Source organism: Streptomyces sp. NPDC052682 (genome assembly GCF_040678435.1).
GTDB lineage: Bacteria > Actinomycetota > Actinomycetes > Streptomycetales > Streptomycetaceae > Streptomyces.
On sequence record NZ_JBFATS010000001.1, the window covers coordinates 82241 to 98681 of the forward strand.

15 protein-coding genes and 1 CRISPR repeat array (1 of these 16 only partly in view) are annotated in these 16441 nt (G+C 68.7%); of the genes, 6 read left to right on the forward strand and 9 right to left on the reverse strand.

Going from position 1 to position 16441, the window contains the following annotated elements; genetic code table 11:
* A CRISPR array of direct repeats spans positions 1-16; the repeat unit is 29 nt; it begins 1966 nt to the left of the window's first position.
* Between the two features lie 598 nt (positions 17-614).
* The gene (locus AB0K80_RS00270) at positions 615-1016 is read right to left on the reverse strand and encodes a hypothetical protein (RefSeq protein WP_365664257.1); all 402 of its coding nucleotides are present in this window, start codon (positions 1014-1016) and stop codon (positions 615-617) included.
* Between the two features lie 232 nt (positions 1017-1248).
* Here AB0K80_RS00270 and AB0K80_RS00275 point away from each other — a divergent pair, with 232 nt between their 5' ends.
* Positions 1249-1500 (forward strand): hypothetical protein, encoded by a 252-nt coding sequence (locus tag AB0K80_RS00275; protein WP_193469778.1) that lies wholly within the window; start codon positions 1249-1251, stop codon positions 1498-1500.
* Positions 1501-1598: 98 nt separating this feature from the next.
* Here the strand turns inward: AB0K80_RS00275 and istB are convergent, their stop codons facing one another.
* The 4 genes from istB to AB0K80_RS00295 form a co-directional block, all read right to left on the reverse strand.
* Positions 1599-2396 carry an IS21-like element helper ATPase IstB gene (istB, locus tag AB0K80_RS00280; protein WP_193469777.1) on the reverse strand — a complete coding sequence of 266 codons (798 nt, stop codon included), beginning with the start codon at positions 2394-2396 and terminating at the stop codon, positions 1599-1601.
* Positions 2393-4021 (reverse strand): IS21 family transposase, encoded by a 1629-nt coding sequence (gene istA, locus AB0K80_RS00285; RefSeq protein WP_365664917.1) that lies wholly within the window; start codon positions 4019-4021, stop codon positions 2393-2395. Before istA ends, istB begins: the two co-directional genes overlap by 4 nt.
* Positions 4022-4104: 83 nt before the next feature.
* Entirely contained in the window at positions 4105-4605 is a 501-nt protein-coding gene (locus AB0K80_RS00290; RefSeq protein ID WP_365664259.1) for a hypothetical protein, read from the reverse strand.
* Complete coding sequence (locus AB0K80_RS00295; protein WP_365664261.1) at positions 4602-4811, reverse strand: hypothetical protein; 210 nt, start codon at positions 4809-4811, stop codon at positions 4602-4604. The genes AB0K80_RS00290 and AB0K80_RS00295 overlap by 4 nt, the downstream gene beginning before the upstream one ends.
* 169 nt (positions 4812-4980) lie before the next feature.
* Between AB0K80_RS00295 and AB0K80_RS00300 the strand changes: the two genes are divergently transcribed.
* On the forward strand, positions 4981-5730 hold the full coding sequence (locus tag AB0K80_RS00300; RefSeq protein WP_365664263.1) for a DUF6879 family protein: 750 nt from the start codon (positions 4981-4983) through the stop codon (positions 5728-5730).
* Between the two features lie 10 nt (positions 5731-5740).
* Positions 5741-6592 (forward strand): helix-turn-helix transcriptional regulator, encoded by an 852-nt coding sequence (locus AB0K80_RS00305; RefSeq protein ID WP_365664265.1) that lies wholly within the window; start codon positions 5741-5743, stop codon positions 6590-6592.
* 81 nt (positions 6593-6673) lie between these two features.
* Here the strand turns inward: AB0K80_RS00305 and AB0K80_RS00310 are convergent, their stop codons facing one another.
* The 4 genes from AB0K80_RS00310 to AB0K80_RS00325 all read right to left on the reverse strand — a co-directional run bounded on the left by AB0K80_RS00310 (position 6674) and on the right by AB0K80_RS00325 (position 13856).
* Positions 6674-10540 (reverse strand): tetratricopeptide repeat-containing serine protease family protein, encoded by a 3867-nt coding sequence (locus AB0K80_RS00310; protein ID WP_365664267.1) that lies wholly within the window; start codon positions 10538-10540, stop codon positions 6674-6676.
* Between the two features lie 53 nt (positions 10541-10593).
* Positions 10594-10920 carry a trypco2 family protein gene (locus tag AB0K80_RS00315; protein WP_365664269.1) on the reverse strand — a complete coding sequence of 109 codons (327 nt, stop codon included), beginning with the start codon at positions 10918-10920 and terminating at the stop codon, positions 10594-10596.
* A 660-nt stretch (positions 10921-11580) separates the two neighbouring features.
* Entirely contained in the window at positions 11581-12465 is an 885-nt protein-coding gene (locus AB0K80_RS00320; protein WP_365664271.1) for an aminoglycoside phosphotransferase family protein, read from the reverse strand.
* Positions 12462-13856, reverse strand: a complete 1395-nt coding sequence (locus AB0K80_RS00325; RefSeq protein WP_365664273.1) for a helix-turn-helix transcriptional regulator — start codon at positions 13854-13856, stop codon at positions 12462-12464. The genes AB0K80_RS00320 and AB0K80_RS00325 overlap by 4 nt, the downstream gene beginning before the upstream one ends.
* Before the next feature lie 202 nt (positions 13857-14058).
* Between AB0K80_RS00325 and AB0K80_RS00330 the strand changes: the two genes are divergently transcribed.
* From AB0K80_RS00330 to AB0K80_RS00340, 3 genes are all read left to right on the forward strand, one after another.
* A complete protein-coding gene (locus AB0K80_RS00330) occupies positions 14059-14496 on the forward strand; it encodes an ATP-binding protein (RefSeq protein ID WP_365664274.1) in 438 nt (145 codons plus the stop codon).
* 74 nt (positions 14497-14570) lie between these two features.
* Positions 14571-14972, forward strand: a complete 402-nt coding sequence (locus tag AB0K80_RS00335) for a hypothetical protein (RefSeq protein ID WP_365664276.1) — start codon at positions 14571-14573, stop codon at positions 14970-14972.
* Positions 14973-15782: 810 nt separating this feature from the next.
* Positions 15783-16145: an STAS domain-containing protein gene (locus tag AB0K80_RS00340; protein WP_365664278.1), complete on the forward strand. Its 363-nt coding sequence runs from the start codon at positions 15783-15785 to the stop codon at positions 16143-16145.
* Positions 16146-16441: the final 296 nt, after the last annotated feature.

Below are 16441 nucleotides of genomic sequence, written 5' to 3' on the forward strand. Positions count from 1 at the left end.
ACGCGGGGGTGGTCCGCCCCAGGCCCGCTCGAACCGCTTGCGGTACTGGTCCTCCGGTGGTCCGCCATCGCCAACCGCAAGGACGAGGTGACCGGCGTCCTCCCCGCCGACGCGGGGGTGGTCCGAGCTGCTGCGTGTACCGCTCGATCGCTTTCTGGTCGTCCCCGCCGACGCGGGGGTGGTCCGGTGAAGTACTTCAGCCGCTCGCCGACCACGTGGTCGTCCCCGCCGACGTGGGAGTGGTCCGAACCTGCGCAACGTCACGGCGATCCCCGGGGCGTCATCTCCGCCGATGCGAGGGTCCGCTCCGTACACCTCAGCACCTCCGGGCGCTGATGACATCCCCGCCGCGTGGCGGTCCGGCGCGCACCCCTTGGCGTACCGCTCCCGATCGTCGTCTCCGCCGACATGGGGGTTGGTAGCCCGACGGTCCACCGGTACGAGACGGCTCGGGGCGCCCCCTAACTCACGGATCTTCTGCTCATCGCCGACGCCGTCAACAGGCTGCTGGCCGACCCCGTCAGCTGAGCGGCAACCCCCGACGGGGGCAGGGGTGGCCGCCGCTTCGTCCCGCCGCCGGCGCCATCTGCGTGCACCGGCAGCGGGGGCCTGACTCACAGTAGAGTGCCCACCGCGATCGTGTCGTTGCTCGCCAGCCGCAGGAGAGCCCGCTGCATGATGACCAGACGGCGCTCGTCGAGAACCTCTACGGCTGACAGAGGGACATGCCCCATGCCGACCATGGACATCACCAGCCCGAGGAACGCGCGCTGGGCCTCGTCCAGGCCGACCGTGTACAGATGGCCCGCCAGGCCCTCCCAGTTGCAGGCCTTGCCGCGGCTGGTGTCGACGATCAGCGCACGGCGTACCGCGGGGTTCGACAGGATCGTCTTCTCTTCAACGAGGGCCTGGGCGGCTGCCTTGTAGCGGTTGGCCCTTGCCGTACGCAGCAGTTGCTCGCCCAGCTTCTTCAAGTCGGGGTCAACGTGTGCAGCCTCGGTGTCGGTCACCGTCATGCTCACACCTCCATGGGGCGTCGGTACCAGCCGGGGCTGGCTTCGTTCATCTCTAGGAACAGCGTTTGTCGATGGGTTGCGGAGGCAGTTGGTGATCAACCGGCTCGGGAATGTCGACGAGAGATGACGGCACGTGTGCCGCTCAGGTGAAGGCTGGTCGGTCTCATGAACCTGGCGATCGGTAGGTTGTGCCGTCGAACGTTGAGTCGCCGTTCAAAGGGGTGGGGCCGGGATGGAAGACCCAGAGATCACGATCAAGCTCACCCGCGACGAAGCGACGATCCTGTCCGACTGGCTGGAGCGGCTGCAGATGACCGACCTCAGCAACACGGTCGACGATCCAGCCGCATGGGCCCCGATCCATAGAATCGCTGGCCAGCTCGACAAGATGCTCCCCGTTCTGTTCTTCCCCGACTACGACGAGCGGCTCGAGGAAGCCCGACGCCGCCTGCGTCCCGTCGATGACGACAGCGCTGAAGACTGAGCCGATCGAATCCCGCGACTGGGCAGCACTGCCCGCGAATGCGGGCCGGCCCGCCGCCCATCAGGGCGGCAGGCCGTCGAGACAGGCAGTGGCAGTCGTCAGCCGGCCTTGGCCGGCTCCTCAGCTCGGGCCCGGGTGCTGGCGAGGCGGTAAGAGTCGGTGCCGGTCTCGATGATGGTGCCGTTGAACGTCAGCCGGTCGACGATGGCCGCGCAGAGGCGGGGGTCGGTGAAGGTCTTGGTCCAGCCGCCGAACGACTCGTTGGAGGCGATCGCGACGCTGTTCTTCTCCTCACGCTCGGTCAGGACCTGGAAGAGAAGTTCGGCGCCGTGCCGGTCGAGTTCCATGTAGCCGAGTTCGTCGATGCAGAGGAGATCGACGCGGCCGTAGCGGGCGATCGTCTTGTTCAGCTGCTTCTCGTCGGCCGCCTCGACCAGCTCGTTCACGAGCTTGGTGGCGAGGGTGTAGCGGACGCGGTAGCCCTTCATCGCGGCCTCGGTGCCCAGGGCGATCAGCATGTGGGACTTGCCCGTGCCGGAGTCGCCGATCAGGCAGAGCGGCTGACTCTTCTTGATCCATTCGCAGCTGGCGAGAGTGTGGATGGTGGCCGGGTCGATGTTGGGGTTGGCGTCGAAGTCGAAGCTCCGTAGGGACTTCTCCCGGGGGAAGCCGGCCGCCTTAATCCGCCTCTCCGACCTGCGGCGGGCCCGGTCGTCGCACTCGGCCATCAGCAGCTCGGCGAGGAAACCGCGGTAGGTCATCTGGTCCTTCATCGCCCGGTCGGCGATGTCGGAGAACTCGTTGCGGATCGACGGCAGCCGCAGCAAGCGGCAGGCAGAGTCGATCGCGGCGTCGGCGGCCTGCTCGGTCAAGCCTCGCTGGCGGGGCATGGTCACTGCGCTTCTCCCTCACTGTGGCCGCTGCCGCTGGTGCGGCGGCGTCGGAGCAACTGGTCGTAGTGAGACACCGAGGGCAGCGGCCTGGTGTCCGGCGGAAGATGCGCCAGCCGCCACTCGTGCAGGGACGTCACCGTCGCCGACGGCTGGCCGAGGGCCCGGGCGTCTGGAGCGGGCTCGGTCTCGGCCTGGGCGGCCTTGCGGGCCTCCAGTGCGACCGCATCCGCGGTCATGGCCCCGGCCCGCAGGGCTGCGGCCAGGCCGGCGACGACATGCTCGTGCGTCATGTGGCGTCCAAGAAGCAGTACCTCGATCAGCGCGCGGGTGCCGTCCCGCTCGCCGTGGATCTTCATGGCCTGGGTCCACCAGGCGTCGTGGACCGGGGTGAACTTGCCCGCCGAGCGGGCCTGTTCGAGAGCGGTCGAGCCGGGGAAGGCGCCCGGTTTGCGGACCAGGACCTCCAGGTAGTGGTCCAGTTCGAGACGGACGGCGCCTTTGGCGATCAGCCGCTCGTGCCGGGCCACTTCCACATTGTGGTCGTAAACCACCAGGTGAGAGGCATGAAGGATGACCCGCACTCGCTTGCCGATCAGCCGGATGGGGACCGAGTAGCGGTTCGTGCGGACCGGGATCTGCCCGTAGCGATCGACCCGAGGGGTGAACAGCCTCCCGGTCTCGAACGGCTCCTCCGGCAGCGGCATCAGCAGCGGCCGTTCGAGCGCGAAGTCCTCGGCGATGGTCCGGGACCTGGAGCCGATCCGGCGGGCGTCGTCCTGCCGGTCCCACTGCTCGACCATCTCGTTCAGCTCGGCGAGCGAGGAGACCTCGGGGACCGGAACGAAGTGGTTGCGGCGGAAGTAGCCGATCTGCCCCTCGACGCCGCCCTTCTCGTGGGCGCCCTCGATGCCTGGGCGGCAGTAGAGGCTCTCGATGCCGTAGTGCGACTTGAATGCGATCCACCGGTCCGCCTCCACCCTCGCCCGGCTCAGCCCGAGCACTCGGGCGACGGCCGCCTTGAGGTTGTCGTAGCGGACCTTGGTTCGCGGAACTCCGCCCAGCGTCCGCAGTGCGTGGACGTGGCCTTCGAAGAACGCCTCCTGCCCGCAGGACGCGAACACGCGGTGGACAGCCTTGCCGGAATACGACAGGCGGAAGGAGAACAGATAACAGGTCACCAGCTCGCCGGCCAGGCGGATCGTCACGTCGCCGAAGTCGACCTCCGCCTCGTGACCGGGCTGGTGGGTCTGAGGGACGAACGCCTCCAGCGGCGCCTTGCCGGACTCGACCAGGATCTCGGGCTTCCGGGCCGCGACGTAGTAGCGCACCATCCCGTAGGAGACGTCGGCGCCGTGTTCCTCGACCAGCCGGTGGAAGATCCGGGTGACCGTGTGGCGCTGCTTGCGCGGCGCATCCAGGTCCGCCCGCAGGATCTCGTCGATCACCGACTTGTAGCGGTCCACTCCGGTCGCCCGCGGCGGCAGCTTCTTACGCGGCTCCGGCCAGGATGAATCCAACGCCTTTCGCACCGTCCGCCACGTCACACCGTGCTTGCGCTCAAGCTCCCGCATCGACATGCCGCCACGGTGGTCACGCCGGATCGCCGCGTACAGCTCGACCTTCGACATCCGCGGCATGACCAGCACCTTTCACCAGGAGCATCCCGATGCTGCCCTGGCAAGAACCCCAGTGCCTCCCAAACTCGTCGACATCACCCATCCGTGGAACAGGGCGCCTCCCAAACCCATCGACAAGCGACGTCGCTACTGCTCGATAAAGCCACGGGGCCGTACGCGGCGGCCAGTACAGCTGGGTCGGTGAGGTGGCCGGAGCCGTCGGGGCGCCAGAGCCAGAAGTGGCCGTCTACTTGCCGGCCCGTTGGCGGGCAGAGCAGCGTCCAGCCGCTCGGCTTCACTGTCATCCAGCGCACGCCGGACAGCTGCTCTTCGGTCCCGGGAGGCACTAGCCACCAGGCCCTGTCCCCTTCGGGGTGGGCGAGAACCGGGCCGCGTCGCTCGTTGCCGATGCGTACGGCGGCGGGCAGTGCGTGGCGCAGGTGGGACTCGGCGACGAGCCAGTGGGTGCCAGAGGCTATGGGTGCGAGGGTTTCCTCGCTCCACGCCTTGCGGGCGAGGTCCGGGTGCGCAGAGCAGTTGGCGAGCCACGCTTCGCCGGCCTCGTACCGGCGGGGCGTGGCTGCGTTCGCCTTCATGCCGAGCGGTCCTCTCGCCGGAGTGCGTCCGCCAGCCGCATGGCTACGTCGGGGCGTACGCGTCCCAGGTCCACGAGGCGGAGGCTCGGCGAGGCCGGGTCTACCGCCAACGACGGCAGCACGATTTCGGCTTGGTCCAGGGCTGCCCTGAGGGCTTCCACGGCCGTGAAGGGGTCGACGTCTGGCGTCGAGGGTGCTGATGCCATGCCGGGACCGTATGGAGGTGGCGTGGGCCGCTGCCATGTGGTGTTCTCGAATGTTCTCGGGGAATCACCGGATGTTCTCTTGTGGTCTCACGGAGTCGTGCGCAGGCTGTAGTACGCGGCCTCTGGCGTGGTGATGCTGAAGGCACCAGCGATCAACGGGAGGACGTCCATGACGCGACGACTGCGGTTCACGGGCACCGACAGCAAGAACGGCGGTTGCCCGGCGTTGCACGAGGACACCACGAGCGGTGACATCATCGTCCAGGGGCCGCCGCTCACCGACCCCGAAGACCTCGCCCGTCTCAAGCACTTCGGGCCGGAGGATGTCGCGGTGGTGGTGCCCCGAGAGCTGCTCGTGAACCACGCCCCGAGGGAGATGCCGCGCGTGCCGAAGATCATCGACCTGGACGAGTTCGGCAAGCTCTTCGAGACCTTCGAGCACACGGCGTGGCGGCTGGAGACCCGCCGGGGCTACGCCTCCGACCGCGAGGACCCCACGTACCGGGAATTCGTCCGCACCGGATCCATCACCCTGGACTACCACGACGACTGGTCGCAGAACATCCGCCGCCAGGTCGCGGCCGGGAAACGCATCGGGCGCGTGCGCGTGGTCGACGAGCCGCCCACCGAAGGCCAGTTGTTCCTCCTCGCCGACTCGCCCCGCAACACGGCGGCCGGCGAGGACATCCGCTGCCTGCCCCGCAGCGAGGCCGAGGCACGGCTGCTCGGCGAGGAGGATTTCTGGATCTTCGACAGTCGGCTGGTGGCACGGCTCCGCTTCGACGCTGCGGACGTGTTCCACGACGTCGAGGTCATCACGGAACCCGCCGAGGTGTTGCGCTACTGCCAGCTTCGGGACGCGGCGATGCACGGCGCCATCCCGTGCGCCGAGTTCGCTGAGCAACTGCGCTTGAGCTGACCAGCCGCCGGTGAGCACGGACTATCAGCAGGCCCGGGAGGCGCTCGGCGTACGTCTGCGCGAGCTGCGTCTCTCGGCTGCCGGCGGCCGTCTCACCGGACCACAGCTCGCCCAGGAGCTGGGATGGCCGCACTCCAAGGTGTACAAGCTGGAGGGCGGCCGACAGACCGCGACCCCCGAAGACCTGCGCGCCTGGGCAGAAGCGGTCGGACATCCTGACGCGGCCGAGGAACTCCTCGCCCGCCTCAAGGGGTTCGAGTCCCACATCCGTTCTTGGCGCCGTCAACTGGCCGCCGGCCACCGGCCAGTGCAGGACGTCTGGAACCTAGAGGTGGGCAGATGCAAGACGATCTACGCCTGGGAGGAAGCCGTCATCCCAGGCATGCTCCAGACGGCCGACTATGCGCGACACATGTTCCTGCGGTTCGCGGATCTCCAGGGGTCGGTGCGGGACACCGATGCGGCCGTACGGGCGCGCATGCAGCGTCAGACGTGGCTGTACGAAACGGGTCACCGGTTCCACGCGCTGGTGTGGGAGGCCGCTCTGCACGCCCTGGTGTGCCCGCCGTCCGTGCTCGCGAGTCAGCTGGACCGGCTGATGGGCACCGTCGGCATGGACACGGTGCAGCTGGGGATCGTTCCGCTCTCCGCGTCGCTGAGAATCCCCACAGCCAACGGGTTCTGGGTCCTGGACGAGCGGCTGGTGATTGCCGAGGACTGGCACGCCGAGCTGTGGCTGGACGATGCCGACTCGATCGCGACCTACTTGAAGGTGTGGCGCACTCTGAGTGAGTCGGCGGTGTACGGCGCGGACGCACAGAACGTGATCAACCGAGCCCGGCGCACACTGAACCCACGCTGACTCTGCGAATGGCGACCTGCCGAAACGTGATCGACCGTGGGCCCCTCGCAGAACTCTCTTGCAACCGGTCAATTGCGACAATCAGGGGAGCGGATTCTCCCTGAGCCAGCACCGAACCGCCTCCGCCTCTTGCTGACGTCCTAGGCCGTCGAACAACTGGGCCTGCAGGCCCCGTACGCCATGGAGTAGCGGGAAGGTTGAAGGCAGCGTGTCAACGTGGCGGCGGTACAGTTCCACAGCCTCCCCCGTCGCGCGTAGCGCCCTGAGAAGCTCCCCCTCCACTGCCAAGATCGAGGTCAAGACATACAGCGAGCCGGCGAGGTCGGGCTCGTAGGCGGCCGGGTTGTCGGCCGCGAGTCTGCGCCGGATCTCCACCGCCTCTTCGGTGGCGGTCAGGGCCTCGCTCCGGCGTCCCGCCTCCGACAGCCGGATGCCGAGGTTGGACAGCGAGCGCGCGAGATCGGGCTCGTAGGCGGCCGGGTTGTCGGTCGCGAGCCGGCGCCGGATCTCCACCGCCTTCTGTTCGGCGGCCAGGGCCTCGCTCCGGCGTCCCGCCTCCGACAGCTGGATGCCGAGGTTGGACAGCGAGCTGGCGAGGTCGGGCTCGTAGGCGGCCGGGTTGTCGGCCGCGAGCCGGCGCCGGATCTCCACCGCCTTCTGTTCGGCGGCCAGGGCCTCGCTCCGGCGTCCCGCCTCCGACAGCCGGATGCCGAGGTTGGACAGCGAGCGCGCGAGATCGGGCTCGTAGGCGGCCGGATTGTCGGCCGCGAGCCGGCGCCGGATCTCCACCGCCTCCTCGGTGGCGGCCAGGGCCTCGCTCCAGCGCCCCGCCTCCGACAGCCGGATGCCGAGGTTGGACAGCGAGCCGGCGAGATCACGCTCGTAGGCGGCCGGATTGTCGGCCGCGAGCCGGTGGTAGATCTCCACCGCCTCTTCGGCGGCGGCCAGGGCCTCGCTCCGGCGTCCCGCCTCCGCCAGCCGGGCGCCGAGGTTGGACAGCGAGCCAGCGAGATCACGCTCGTAGGCGGCCGGGTTATCGGCCGCGAGCCGGTGGTAGATCTCCACCGCCTCTTCGGCGGCGGCCAGGGCCTCGCTCCAGCGTCCCGCCTCCGCCAGCCGGGCGCCGAGGTTGGACAGCGAGCCAGCGAGGTCGGGCTCGTAGGCGGCCGGGTTGTCGGCCGCGAGCCGGCGCCGGATCTCCACCGCCTTCTGTTCGGCGGTTAGGGCCTCGCTCCGGCGTCCGGCCTCCGCCAGCCGGATGCCGAGGTTGGACAGCGAGCTGGCGAGATCGGGCTCGTAGGCGGCCGGGTTGTCGGCCGCGAGCCGGCGCCGGATCTCCACCGCCTTCTGTTCGGCGGCCAGGGCCTCGCTCCGGCGCCCCGCCTCCGACAGCCGGATGCCGAGGTTGGACAGCGAGCCGGCGAGATCGGGCTCGTAGGCGGCCGGATTGTCGGCCACGAGCCGGTGGTAGATCTCCACCGCCTCCTGTCCGGCGGCCAGGGCCTCGCTCCAGCGCCCCGCCTCCGACAGTCGGTTGCCGAGGTTGGACAGCGAGCGCGCGAGATCGGGCTCGTAGGCGGACGGGTTGTCGGCCACGAGCCGGCGCCGGATCTCCACCGCCTCCTCGGTGGCGGCCAGGGCCTCGCTCCAGCGCCCCGCCTGCGACAGCCGGATGCCGAGGTTGGACAGCGAGCCGGCGAGATCGGGCTCGTAGGCGGACGGGTTGTCGGCCGCGAGCCGGTGGTAGATCTCCACCGCCTCCTGTCCGGCGGCCAGGGCCTCGCTCCGGCGCCCCGCCTCCGACAGCCGGATGCCGAGGTTGGACAGCGAGCTGGCGAGGTCGGGCTCGTAGACGTCGGGGTCGGCTTGTGCCAGTTGCCCGTTGGCTTGGGCGAGGCTGCTGGTGAGACGCAGGGCGAGGGGGGCGGTGATGCGGGAGGGATGCGGAAGAGCGGCTGTGGCGGTCTGGATGCCTTGGTAGCTGAGAGTGGTGCTGGCCAGAGTGGTGTCCATGGTGCGCAAGAGGTGTTCGCTGCGTTTGGTGCGGCCCGCGTTGTAGTGGGCGATGACGGCGCGGGCCAGCACGGTAATGATCTGGCCTTGCTGGGCGGGGGTTCCTGCGGCGAGGAGGGCGGGCAGGGCGATGCCGTCTTCTTCGAGGATCTGGGAGGCGTGGTACTCGGCGACGCGGTCGGGTTGGAGAGAGCCCCAGTAGCGGCCGGGTTCGGCCGGGTACAGCCGGGCCAGCCATGCCGCGGTGCGTGCTGTCTTGTCGGCAGGCAGGTCGGCGACTGTGCGAAGGACGTGTGTGGCCGCCTCGGTGGTGGTGGCCCCGCACAGCGCGGCGACGGCGACAGCAGTGGCCAGGGTGGTGGTGGGCAGGTTCAGTTTGAAGGCGGGGGCTTGGGCGCTGGCCTCCCAGAAACTTCCTTCATGCTCTAGGAGGATCTCTTCCGCCGGGGTGCCGGGGGAGGCATCGGCGGGTTTGGGGCCGTGCTGCAGAAGAGTGACCAGCGCGGTCAGCTGCAGGGTGAGGGCGTTGTCGTAGCGGGGGTGGCTGAGGTCGTCGGGAGGCTGGAGGGCCGCTGCAAGAGCGCTCCAGTCGTAGTCGGGCACGGTGTGGACGCGTAGCAGCAGACGGGCGAGGTCGCCGGCGGCGTCGGCGAATGCGGTGCGGCGGTCCTGAGCAGGGCGGCTTCGGGGGATGAGCGGGGCTAGTTCGATGGGATGGGCTTCTTTAAGGAGTCTGCGGGTGGCGGCGTCGGCTTCGCGCAGGGTGGCATCAGTGCGCCATTCGCCGTCGGAGCGGGCGAGCAGCAGCAGCCTGACGCGGTGGCGGGAGCGGTGCAGACAGGTGATCAGGCGGCGTAGCAGGCGCGGGCGGGTCTCCGCATAGTCGACGACGATCAGTAGGGGCAGGGCGGTTATGAGGGGCGTGAAGTCGGGTGGGGTGTCGTGGTCGGTGAGGTCGGGGCGCAGGTGTCCGGTGGCCCAGCCGTGGTGGCTGAGGAGGTCAGTGAGGCGTCGGGCCAGGCGGGTTTTGCCCTGTCCGCCGGGCCCGGTCCACACCTGTACCGCGATCGTGGGCGGGTCATCCTGGCACCAGGCGTGCAGGTCGGTGAGTTCGCTGTCGCGGCCGTGGAAGGTGACGGCTTCGGCGTCGGCCCGCAGGAGGGAGGCGGGTGAGTCCAGAAGGCGTTCGGATGCCGCCGGGGTGAGCAGGGCGGCGGGTTCGACGGGTTCCAGGACGGGTTCCCAGCCGGTGTGCTCGGTGACCAGGGCGCGGAAGTCGGTGTCGTTGAGGAGGTGGGCGGCAGGGGTGGCGGTCAGGCGGGCGCCTGCGCCGGCTTGGCGATCGCGGCGTATGACGCCGCACAGCATGTCCCCGCCGAGGCCATCGTCGGTGAGGAGGGCGGCTCCGGAGATGCCTGCCCACCGGCTGTCGTCAAATGATCCGGTGCCGGGGGTGGGGTCGGTGCTGGAGATCTCGTAGCGGCTGGCGAGGGCGCCGGTGCCCGGTGTGATGCGGCCGGTCAGCTGCTCGTCCAGGCGCCGGCCGTCGTCGGGGTCTTTCTGCATGCGGGGGAAGCCGGTCGCGGTGACCGGGTGGGGCCGTGTGCCGATGAGCAGACCGTATCGCTGGGGCGGCCGGGCCAGCAGATCCGCAAGGGACTGCGGTGTCTGCCAGTCATCGCCGTCTCTCACCTCGATCAGCGCGGCATCCACCTTCTCGTCCCAGCGCTGCCAGCGCACGGTGGCCGGGAACTCCCGCGCGCCGGTGTCGGGCAGACAGACCGTCACCGGGTCCCGCGCCGTCTGATCCATCCCCTCCAGAACATGGGCCGCAGTCAGGACCAGGCGCGGCGCGATCAGATAGCCCGAACCGAACCCCCGCCCCTTCGTGCCTGCCCGGCTGACCCGGATCTGGGCCCGGCGGTCGAACTCCACGGGAGATCCCCCTGTCTTCGGTTCTCGACGTGCGGTGATGCGGGTGAGGCGGGCTACTCGGTGTCGCTGACGTCGATGTCGCCACCGCCGGGCCGGTGCGGGGTCAGTTTCACGGTCACCGTGTGGGTGGCCTTGCGACCGCTCTCCTTCTTCCCGCCCAGGCTGATCACGCTCCAGCGCAGCCCGCCGTTGACACCCTTGGTGCCGGTCAGCTCCAGACCGAGGTCCAGCGTGATCTCCCCCAGCGTGAACAGCACCCCCTTGTCGCCCCCTGCCGGAACGGCGATCCTGTTCTGGGCCTCGGCGATCTGATCCCGCAGCAGCGTGATCGCGTCCGCCAGGTCCATCCACTCCTCGTCCGCGCCGCTTGCACTGCTCATCTGTGTCCTCCTCAGTCTGGAAGCACGCCCCCCGGCCGGGAGAGAGGCGTATCTGGCTCTTTGTCCATGAGTGAACCGTCGGAAACCGATGCCTTGCTGGGGTACGCGGCGAACCTGCCGCATCCCTGGCCTGGCCGGGACGGCCGCTGCCGCCCTACATACCGGCCTCCGTGTCCTCATCGCCGACGGCATCGGCCGCCTCGCGCAGGGGACGCAGCATCCCGCGACCCGGCAAGGCCGGCCGGAAACCGAACGCGTCGCTGCCCGCAGACCGGAGTGAGCACGACCTCCCTGGACGAGGACGTGGCCCGACTCTCCCCGCTCACCTCAACTGCTTGGGCCGCTACAGGGCGGACGGAGCATCTGGAGCGCGAACCCGAGCCGGTTTGATCCCCACGCCGCTTCTGGAGCAGCTCCCGATCGAGGTCGTCGAGGTAGAAGAAGCGCTCCAGCTCCGGCCGCGTCGGGCTTCTCCTCCAATCGCCCGTACGCCCCAGCCTGCTCATCAGTCAGAAGCTCCACTGGCACCCGCCGTACGGTAGCTACAACCCGAGCCACTCATGCGATCTTCCGCCGAACAACCGCGAAACCCGAGGCTCCTGTGCTACCGGGCCCTAACGGCTGCTCCGTTGTTCCAAGCGCCGCCCCGCACAGAGCGGGCTACATGATCCTCGTCCAATTCCAAGGCCGGGGACCACGGCGGCCGCGAAGACAGTCCACGCGGTACTGCGCTTCCTTCTGCCACTCTGGTCGGGTCGCGGCATGTTGGGCCGCGTACGTTGCCATGCGCAGCTCACGGGCCGCAGACAGCAGTTCGTACCCCTCCCACTGCGTCACATCCAGGCCGTACAAGTCGCAGAACTCGGCGTACTCGGGGGGGCTCACGGCGCCGGTCGTGGTGAGCTTCACCGCAGTGGAGACCAGGTCCCATTCCGGCGGCCCCACAGACACGCGCTCGAAGTCCAGCAGGATCGGACCGCTGGCCGTCCGGGCGACGTTGCCCACCCAGGCGTCACCATGCACGACGCAGTCGGCAAGTCCGGTCGGACGCTGCGCCCACTGGTGTCGTAGCTCATCATGCCGCCGGCGGAGCCACGACCGGTCGTCCTCGGTCAGGGACGTCGCGCCATCGATTCTTGCCGACACACGGACGAAGGGGTCGAGCTCGCCCAGCGGGAAGTCAGGAACGGGTAGCGGATGAAGCCGCTTGAGGAGTTGCACCACATCGCGGACGGTGCCATCCGTGTGCCCTGGCAACTCCTCCCAGAACGTCACAGGACGCCCGCTGACGTCAACGGGCTGGTCGATCGGCAGCGCACGAACGGCCGGCACGTCGTTGTCGGCCAGCCACTTTGCGACCCTGATCTCTCGGGCGGCTGCCGCCAACTGTCCGGGGCGCGCGATGCGTACGATGGCGCGCTGACGCGGCAGGCGCCAGATCTCGTTCTCGGCGATGCGGATCGGCTCGGCGGCGGACGGATCGAGCCCGGCCGCCGAGCACGCTGCGGCCAGGACCGCGGAGGAGGCGTGGGCCGAGATCGTCATGCCTGCAACGTAGCGCCGATTCGTTCGCGGAGGTACGCCACTTCGGGGATGCCTCGGTGCCGGGCGGCTAGCCGGTTGAGCTCCTTCAGGTCGTCCGCAGCTCGCCGGGAGGTCAAGTGGCCGGCGTCGTTGAGGGCCTGGTGGCCGATGGTCGTGGCCTGTCGCGGGTCGCCCTTGGCCATGAGGAGGCTCGCCAGCTTGGTACCGGAAATTGCGCGCGAGCGGGCGTACGCGTCGTCGTGGCCTTCGATGGCGATCTCGAAGCGCCGGTTGGCCGGCCCGGGGTCCTGGTCCTTCAACAGGACCAGGTCGTACAGCGCGTGTGCGGTGTCCCCGTGGTGCTGAGCTTCGTTGTAGTAGGCCATCCAGGGCGGATCATCCTGCGGGTTGGACTTCGCGAAGGCGGCGTCGGCGGCCCCGACGGCGGACATGGCACCGCCGACGTCGCCCATCTTCCCGAAGGCGCGAGCGCGTGCCGTGTGCAGCATGGCCTGGATGGTCGGTGTGAGCCGGTCGGCCCGGACGAGTCCCTTCTCCGCATAGGTCAGGCCTGTGTCTGGGTCGCCGATCCAGATGGCTTGTCGTGCAAGGAATGAGAAAACCTTCGCACGCAGGTGCCAGTCGTTGGCTTCCTCGGCGCAGTCGGCAGCGATCTTGAAGGCGATGCGTGCGTCATCGTGTGCGTAGGCGTCGAAGTGGGAGGCCCCCACCACGACCCCCAGGCGTGCGACTGCGGTGTGGAGGGAGCCTCGAAGCTGCTCGGGGCAGGGAACTGTGAGCAGACGGACCGCCCACTCCATGGCGCGGCTGGCTAGTACGCCGACGATCCCTCCACCTCCGTGAGCGTTGTCCCGGAGGTAGATGTCTTCTGCCACGTTCAGGACTGCCGCGATGTCCTTGGGGCGAATGCGGGTGGGTGGCTCGTGGGAGGTGGTGGGGGCAACGAGTGCGGCTAGGTCTATCGATGCGAAGGCGGCCAGACTGCTGTTGGCCAGGAAGGCGCGACGGTCCACAGGCTCAGGGCTCCCCAACGGCGACGAGGTATCTCTGCCCAGGATGCGACCTTGGTGTACCTGAACGCTGCCCTCGTTCAGGCGGCCGGCGTTCTTTTCCGTTTCACGGCGGCGCTTTTCCGCTTCGCCGTACACCATCCCCCACGCGCGGGTGAGTACGCCGCCGGTCCTCAATACCTCGTCCAGACGCTCCGCCAGGTCACTGCGGCACGAGGCCTGGCCCTTCTCCACCTTCTCGATGAGGGACGGACTGGCCTGCACCAACGGGCCTAACGAGGATGCCGAGTAGCCACGCTTCTTCCTCCAATACCGCACCTCATGGCCGAACCAGTCTCGCGGCGAGGCGTCGGGAGTCAGCGGCTTTTCAGGTCGTGGCATGACGAGGGCCCCCTAAGTCCTGAAACGGAAAGTCCAGCTTTCCGTTTCCGCATCTGCACGTTCGGGCTTCGGCCTGACTCAATGGTTGCCGACCGATCACGCACCAGTACACACCGCAGTCGGACCTCTCACGTGAGGTTCGCCAGAACGAAGTGGATCTGGAATGGCCAGTCCCCTAGCTCATCCCACAGCCGCAACCGGCGTGCGCGGAACGACGCGCGCTTCTGCGGGCAAGCTGGAGATGGACTACGACGTGACGCCGCTGTCGGTGCGGATCGCACGGGTCATAGTGAGCGCGCACTTGCGCCTGTGGGGCATCGAGAAGCTGGTCGACACCGGGGCTCTCGTCGTCTCCGAGCTGCTGACCAACGTCCTGCACCACACTCGGCCGGACAGCGACGGGCGCCGCAGCGCACTGATCACCGTCACCCGCACTCCCGATGGGGTGGCGCTCTGCGTGCACGACGACGACCCATCGCTCCCGCGGCGCCGGCGCGCCGGCGATGAGGACGAGGACGGCCGCGGCCTCCAACTCGTCAGCGTCATCGCGGACCAGTTCGGCGTGTCCCGCACCCCCAGTGGTGGCAAGGACGTCTGGCTCACCCTGCTGAGCCCTCGCGAGCCGAAGGCCGCCCCGTGAACATGCCGATGGCGCTCCGCCGCAACCCCACTCTCAACCACACGACAGCCCACGCCGGGCGGAGGTAGCACCGAATGACCAGCAGAGCGATAGAGACAGGACAGCCGGCGGTACCAGCGGGCACGTCCCTCGTGTTGTACGCCTGCATCCCGGCGTCGCTCGGTGCCCTGGCAGACGGGATCGTCGACGCGGCCCGCCGCCGCGCGAAAGAAGCGCACTGTTTGATCGTCGCCGAGTTCGTCGACCAGGCGGACCCCTTGGGAGACCGTGACGGATGCCCGGGATGGCACAACGCCCTGGCCACGGTGGAAGAGGGCAAGGCCAGGGGCATCGTCACGCCGCTGATGGTGATGCTCAGTCGGGGAAAGGTCGAGCACCTGGCCGCGTGGCAGCAGCGCACCGGCGCCTACCTCTTGACGTCGTCCGTCATCGACACGCCGGAGGCGAACGGCTTACTCACACAGGGGGCAGCGTGAGCCCGGAGAAGCTGGCGGGTGCCCCACTGACCGCACTGGCTCGCCTCGGGTATGTGCTGCGTCACCCATGTTGGTACGCCCGGCGGTGCGGCTTCGGCACGTTCCAGATCCTCTTTTCTGCCCGCGCTGACAGCCGGGAACCTGCTCACGGCTCTCTATCTCGGCCACCCGCGGTAGCCCGCTCGACGGGCATCAAGCCCCCCTCCTCGGCCATCGATCCGACTCGTTCCCCCACGGGCCCAGGTCGGCCGGGGAGGGGCTGCACACCCCGCCAGCAGAAAATCACCAGACGGGATGAAGACATGGCCGCACCGTGGTGCGACCAGTTGGCCCTCGGTGGCCGCCTGGTGATTCCGCCGGCGCGACCTGACCCGCAGCATCGCCTTCGTCCGCGAAGCCGAGTGCCTGCACTTGGAGTCCCTTGCCACATGGTGTTTCCTGCCGATGCTCGGCCAGGACGGTGATCGCGAGGGCTAGGACGACGAGGACCACCTGACCAAGCTGTACTGGGACGCTTGCCAGCCCATCCACGCGCTCACTCTGCGCAAAAGCCCGGCTGAGGCGGAGGACACATCGTGGGGATCAACGTCGCCGTCGCACCGGACGAGCCGCTCGACGGGATCTGGCTTCGCCTCAGCGCAGTGGATCAGGCGACCTGCAGCATCGACAAGCGATGAGGGTTCTTGGTCTCTCCCGTCTCTGGACCCCCACCGCGCCCATGTGGGGGTTGTGAGGACGAGGTGTGAGGGTAGTCGGTAGGCTCATCATCACGATGGGTTCCGTCTCCCGATGAGACGCTTGGAGAGCGTGATGACCGCAGAGCACTCAGTCCACGCGAACCCGATGGGAACGTCTCTGATCGTGCAGGTCATCGGGGATATGGACTATGAGACCGCCCCGTTCTTCCGCAGCCGTCTCCTGGAGGAGATCACCCGAGGTCAGCAGCGTGTGGTGCTGGACCTGTCCGCGGTTACGTTCTGCGATTCGGCCGGGCTGAATGTGCTGCTGTGGGCCTGGCGACAAGCGGAGCAGGCGGGTGTTGTCCTGGTGCTGGCCTGCGTGCCGCCGAATCTGCAGCGCATGCTGAGCATGACCGGAGTGGACACCGTTGTGGGGGTGTATGGCACGGTCGCCGAGGCTGAGAACGAGCTGGTGACCGACGGCGGGGCTTGAAGCCCGCACCTGGCTTAGACAGCCAAGTCCCAGGGGCCCCGTCACCCTTACCCCAGCATCTCACCCCACCGTTCCCCCCACAGCCTCCTTCCGCCAACGACGCATGCTGGAGCCACGGAGCCGCCGCCGAGGCCCGGCACGGGCTCGGCGGGGTCCTCAACCACCTGCACGGCGCGATGTACGTCAACCACCCCGGCACGGTGACAGCCCCGGAGTTCTCTGGGGCTGCCAGCTGTTGCAGTGGCCAGTGGCTCGCGTTGATGCAGTTCAGCGCTGGTGTGGCTGACTCTATCCTT